Consider the following 5,628-nt stretch of genomic DNA (forward strand, 5'->3'; position numbering starts at 1 on the left):
ACCAACATCACATTAAATGTAATGTCTCTTGGAGGCTTATGTCTTGGAATAGGAATGTTAGTAGACAACTCCATTGTTGTAATGGAAAATATTTACAGGTTAAGAGGACATGGCATATCCGCACCAAGAGCTGCGGTACAGGGTACTAAACAGGTGGCAGCACCTATTGTGGCTTCAACCTTAACTACCATAAGTGTATTCCTTCCTATGGTATATGTTACGGGAATGATTAGTGATTTACTGATGCCTTTTGCATTTACCATTTCATATGCCCTTATAGCATCCCTTATTGTGGCAATGACTGTAGTTCCTACTGTTAGTGCAACAGTTTTAAAAAACACAAAAACAAAACAGCATAAGTTATATGACAAAGTAAATAATTACTACGGAAAGGTATTAGAGAAATGTTTGAAGCATAAGGCAATCCCTCTTATAATCTCTGTTTTACTGCTGGTAATATGCGTTGTGCAGGCATTTAGAATGGGGCTTGTAATGATGGATGACATGGTAAGCAACCAAATTTCAGTAAGTCTTACAGTAGATGATGACACAGAAAAGAAAGAGGCATATGCCACAGCTGATAAGGTAATGGATGCCATACTTAAGGTTAAGGGAATTGACAAGGTAGGTGCCATGGATGGAAATGCCGGCGCCACATCATCTGTTTTAGGAGGAGCCGGTGGAAATTATACCTCCTTTACATTTAGTGTAATAACTGATGAAGACATAAAAACTACAGGTCAGTTTAAGAAAATTATAAAAGAAATTGAGGACAACGCTAAAGATATAAAATGCAAAGAACTTAAGGTGTCATCTTCAGCCCTAGGAGACACATCAAGTCTTTCCGGTAACGGACTTCAGGTAAATATATATGGTGATGACCAGAATAAACTTGTGTCTATCAGCAAAGACGTTAAAAAAATGATGGAAGACATTAAGGGAACAGAAAATGTAAAAGATGGCATCAGTGAGAAAAATAAACAGATACATTTAGAAATAAATAAAGATAAAGCGGCAGGATATGGGCTTACAACGGCACAGATTTACCAGCAGTTAGCGGCAAAGATAAAAACAGACAAAACAGCCGTAACAATTACTGTGGATAACAAGGATATGGATGTTAATGTAATAAATGACCTTGATAAGCCGGATGTTGAAAATCTCATGAATACGGAAATTACATCTACAACTAAAAATGCATCAGGAGAAGATGTAAATAAAACCTATAAGCTATCTAAGTTTGCAAAAATGATTAAGGGAGAAAGTGTCGACAGCATAAGAAGGGAAAATCAGTCAAGATATATGTCTGTAACAGCTGAAGTTAAAGAAGATTACAATGCTACACTTTTGTCAAGACAGTTAGAAAAGTCTTTGGCAAAGTATGATACACCGGATGGATATAACATAGAAATTCAGGGTGAATCAGCTCAGGTAATGGAAATGATAAAACAGATGCTGTTAGCCCTTGCTTTAGGTTTCGTGTTTGTATATCTTATTATGGTAGCACAGTTCCAAAGCATTTTATCTCCGTTTATCATTATATTTACGGTTCCATTGGCATTTACCGGAGGTATGATTGGACTTATGATATTTGGTCAGTCTATATCAGCCATGGCGCTTATGGGATTTATGATACTTATGGGAACAGTTGTAAATAACGGAATAGTGTTTGTGGATTATGCCAACCAACTGAGGATAAAAGGAATGGAAAAACGGGAGGCATTAATCAGAACGGGAAAAACAAGAATGAGACCAATACTTATGACAGCCCTTACCACTATTTTATCCATGAGTGTTATGGTATTCTCACAAAATGCCGGTGATGCAATGCAAAAGAGTATGGCTATAGTGGTTAGTGCAGGTTTACTGTATGCAACATTAATGACATTGTTTATTGTTCCGGTTCTATATGACATTTTCTATAGAAAGAAACCAAAGGTCATAGATGTTGGAGATGACAATTTGGATGATATTCCGGATGAAACGGCAATGTAAATTATATATGAAAGGATGTAGTGATGGATTTTATAATTGAAATATTAAAGGTTATATTTTTAGGAATAGTTGAGGGAATAACTGAGTGGTTGCCAATAAGCAGCACCGGACATATGTTACTGGTAGATGAATTTATTAAAATGAATGTAAGCAGTGACTTTAAGGAAATGTTTTTCGTGGTAATTCAGTTAGGAGCAATTCTGGCAGTTGTGGTTATGTTCTGGAATAAAATGTGGCCTTTTAAAAGAAAGGATACAGAAGATGGAATTAACAAAAAAGGCTCAATCCTTAAAAAGGATATATGGTCTTTATGGTTTAAGGTTGTAGTAGCCTGTATACCGGGAGCGGTTGTTACAATAGCTTTTGATGATTTTATTGAGGCACATTTACATACACCTACAGTTATAGCCATTACACTTATATTCTATGGTATTGCTTTTATAATAGTCGAGCGTTGGAATAAAACAAGAACACCAAAAATCAACACTCTTTCAGACATAACATACAAAACTGCATTTATAATTGGTTTATTTCAGGTGTTATCCATAATCCCGGGAACGTCCCGTTCAGGTTCAACAATAATCGGTTCATTGCTTATTGGGGTATCAAGAGTGGCAGCAGCAGAATTCACATTTTTCCTTGCAGTGCCGGTTATGTTTGGACTTAGTTTTATAAAACTTTTAAAATTCGGTTTGTTATTTACAGTATCTGAGTTAAGCATTTTGATTGTGGGAATGGCAGTGGCGTTTTTTGTTTCATTACTTGTTATAAAGTTCCTTATGGGATATATTAAGAAGCATGATTTCCAGATATTTGGATGGTATAGAATTATTTTAGGAGCAGTAGTTTTAGTATATTTTCTTTTTAGATAAAATTAATTAATATGAAAAGGTTTCAATCTGATTTTACGTTAGGTTGGAACTTTTTTTGTTTATAGTTGTTTTTTCTTGTATTTATTTGTGCAATTTACCAGTTCTGAGGATAAATTTGGTAAAATGGCTTTAAAGATTTAGTTAAAAGTGCTAACATATAATAGATTTCGTAATTATTTTTGTTAAATATTAAGGAGGGAACAATGAAATTGAGTGATTTTAGAAAGAAATCAATCACAAGACGTGTCTGGAGTGTTGTCTTAACCATAGTAATGGTGTTTAACCTTATGTGTGGTTATGTAGCAGTTTCAGAAAGCAGTGTGACAGATGTAAAGGCTGCCACAAAGACTCTTGCTGAATTGAAAGCTGAAAACAAGGCTTCATCGGCAACTTACCGTAACGTAATGTATTACGGTGAATGGTCAGTTTATGCAGGACAGAAGAATTTCTATCCAAGTAAAATTGACGGAAGTTTAATTACACATTTAAACTTCGCATTTATGGACGTGGATGAAAAAGGTAATTTAAATGTTTGTGATTACTGGGCAGATTTTGATAATCCTAATGTTGGATACAGCGTTGGCTCAGAATCTTTATATGCCGGTGTATTAGGAGCAATGCTTCTTTTAAGACAGCAGTACCCTAATATGAAAATCGGTATTTCCGTAGGTGGGTGGACAAGATCAGGAGCATTTCCTAAACTTGCATCAACTGCAGAAACAAGAAAAAAGTTTGCGCAGAATATTGCAAAATTTGTTCATTATTACGGATATGATTTCGTAGATATTGACTGGGAGTATCCTACAGCAGACAGAGACCCGGATCCTACAGGAAACGGAGTAACTGTTGATAAAGGATGTAAAGGCTCAGAGGCAGATACAAAGAACTTTACACTTCTTATGCAGGAACTTAGAAATACTTTAGATGAGTATAGTGTAAAAGATGGTAAGTATTATGAATTATCATGTGCCATGTCAGCATCACCGGCTATGATGGCAAAAATCGAATATGACAAAGTTTTACAGACAGTAGATTTTGCCAACATGATGACATATGACTTAAATGGTGCGTGGAACGGATATACAGCTCACCAGACAGCTTTATATACTAACGATTCATATGATCATGACAAGCAAAAAGATGCGCAGTTCTCAGTAGATACATGTGTTAAATATTTAGAAGATACATATGGCGATAAAGTTGATATGTCTAAGGTAGTAATTGGTGTTGCACCGTATACAAGAGGTTGGGCAGAAGTTAAAAATGACGGCTTAGATCCTGACAACCCGGGACTTTATGCAACAGCTACACCTAACAGTGTTAAGGCAGCTGACGGAACTACAAGTGGTACATATGCATATGGCGATATTGATACTCTTATCAGTCAGTACAAATTAAAAGAATATTATGACGAAAAGGCTCAGGCAGCTTATTACTATAGTGCAGAAACAGGATATTTCTTTACATGTGACAATGAAAGATCCGTTGCTGCAAAAGGTGATTATGTAAAGAAAAAAGGTCTGGGTGGTCTTATTTCATGGATGGCTTCATTAGACAGCACAAATGCAGTAACTAAGACTATGAAGGATTCTTTATATGGTTCAGCAAGCCTTCCAAACCAGAAAATTGTAATTCCACAGAAGGATAACATTTCAGTGGATATTGCAACATCAGGCAGTGCATATACATTTACTGTAAAAAACAATAACACTCTTACTGAATCAAGTGAGGCAACATTGCCTAACCCTTCAGGTGATAAGGCAGCATTGCCACAGGCAGAAACATTTGGTGAGTCAGTGGCATATCCTACGTTTTACTTTAAGACAAAGAGCGGGGAGATTCTTACAGGAGATTGGCAGTCAGGTGGAACAATTTCCAGCGGAAATGGATATACAATTATTACTCCACCAGCATGGAGTTCAAAGAAATTTGCACCGGGTGATTCTCTTACATTTACTTTGAAAACATCAGGAACAGCTAAGGCATCTGATATTTCAGAAATCTATATGACATCAAAGGCATTAGAAAATGGTGAAGAGATGGGCAAAACCGTGTTATACTCAGATGGAACCCCGGCCCAGACTGAAACAACTAAAAAAGATGATACACACGTTACAACTAAAGAAGGTGAAGTTGTAACATCAAAGGATAATGTTACAACAAAAGAGGATTCTACAACAAAGGCAGCCACAGGAGATTATCCTGTATGGTCACCTGGCAGTGTTAAATATGAACTTGGAGTTCTTGTTCAGTATGAAGGAAAAGTATATGAATGTACATATGGTCATACTTCAAATTCAGGCTGGTCACCAATATTAGCAGGTACACTTTGGAAGGAAAGAACTGACTTAGTAGCAGGTAATCCTGAAACAACTAAGGGATCAGGAGAAGAACAGACAACAGAGGATAATTATACTGTAAATGGTAAGTTACCACAGCATATGGTTACAGGATACTGGCATAATTTCTTAAATGGCTCAAAGGCACTTAAGATAAGTGATGTTCCTACATATTATGATATGATTTGTGTTGCCTTTACAGGAAACACATCAACTCCGGGAGAGGTTACATTTGAACTAGACAGTGACTTGTGTAAGGAACTTGGAGGATATACAAAGGCACAGTTTATACAGGATATTAAGGACGCAAAGGCTAAGGGACAGCATGTTATTATTTCTGTAGGTGGTGCTGAAGGCAGAATTGAAATCAACAGTGAGGCAGCAGCACAGAGATTTGCTAACGGATTAATCAACATTATTAC

Annotated in this window: 3 protein-coding genes; all 3 read left to right on the forward strand. The window is 36.4% G+C overall.

Annotated elements, in window-relative coordinates:
- The first annotated feature begins 54 nt into the window (after positions 1-54).
- A complete protein-coding gene (locus tag Q5O73_RS08790; RefSeq protein WP_302669497.1) occupies positions 55-1,995 on the forward strand; it encodes an efflux RND transporter permease subunit in 1,941 nt (646 codons plus the stop codon).
- Between the two features lie 23 nt (positions 1,996-2,018).
- Positions 2,019-2,867 (forward strand): undecaprenyl-diphosphate phosphatase, encoded by an 849-nt coding sequence (locus Q5O73_RS08795; protein WP_302669498.1) that lies wholly within the window; start codon positions 2,019-2,021, stop codon positions 2,865-2,867.
- 203 nt (positions 2,868-3,070) lie between these two features.
- Positions 3,071-5,628, forward strand: a 2,558-nt coding sequence (locus Q5O73_RS08800; RefSeq protein WP_302669499.1) for a glycosyl hydrolase family 18 protein, incomplete at its 3' end; no start/stop codon positions are given.

This window comes from Eubacterium sp. AF15-50, assembly GCF_934835595.1.
GTDB lineage: Bacteria > Bacillota > Clostridia > Lachnospirales > Lachnospiraceae > Eubacterium_G > Eubacterium_G segne.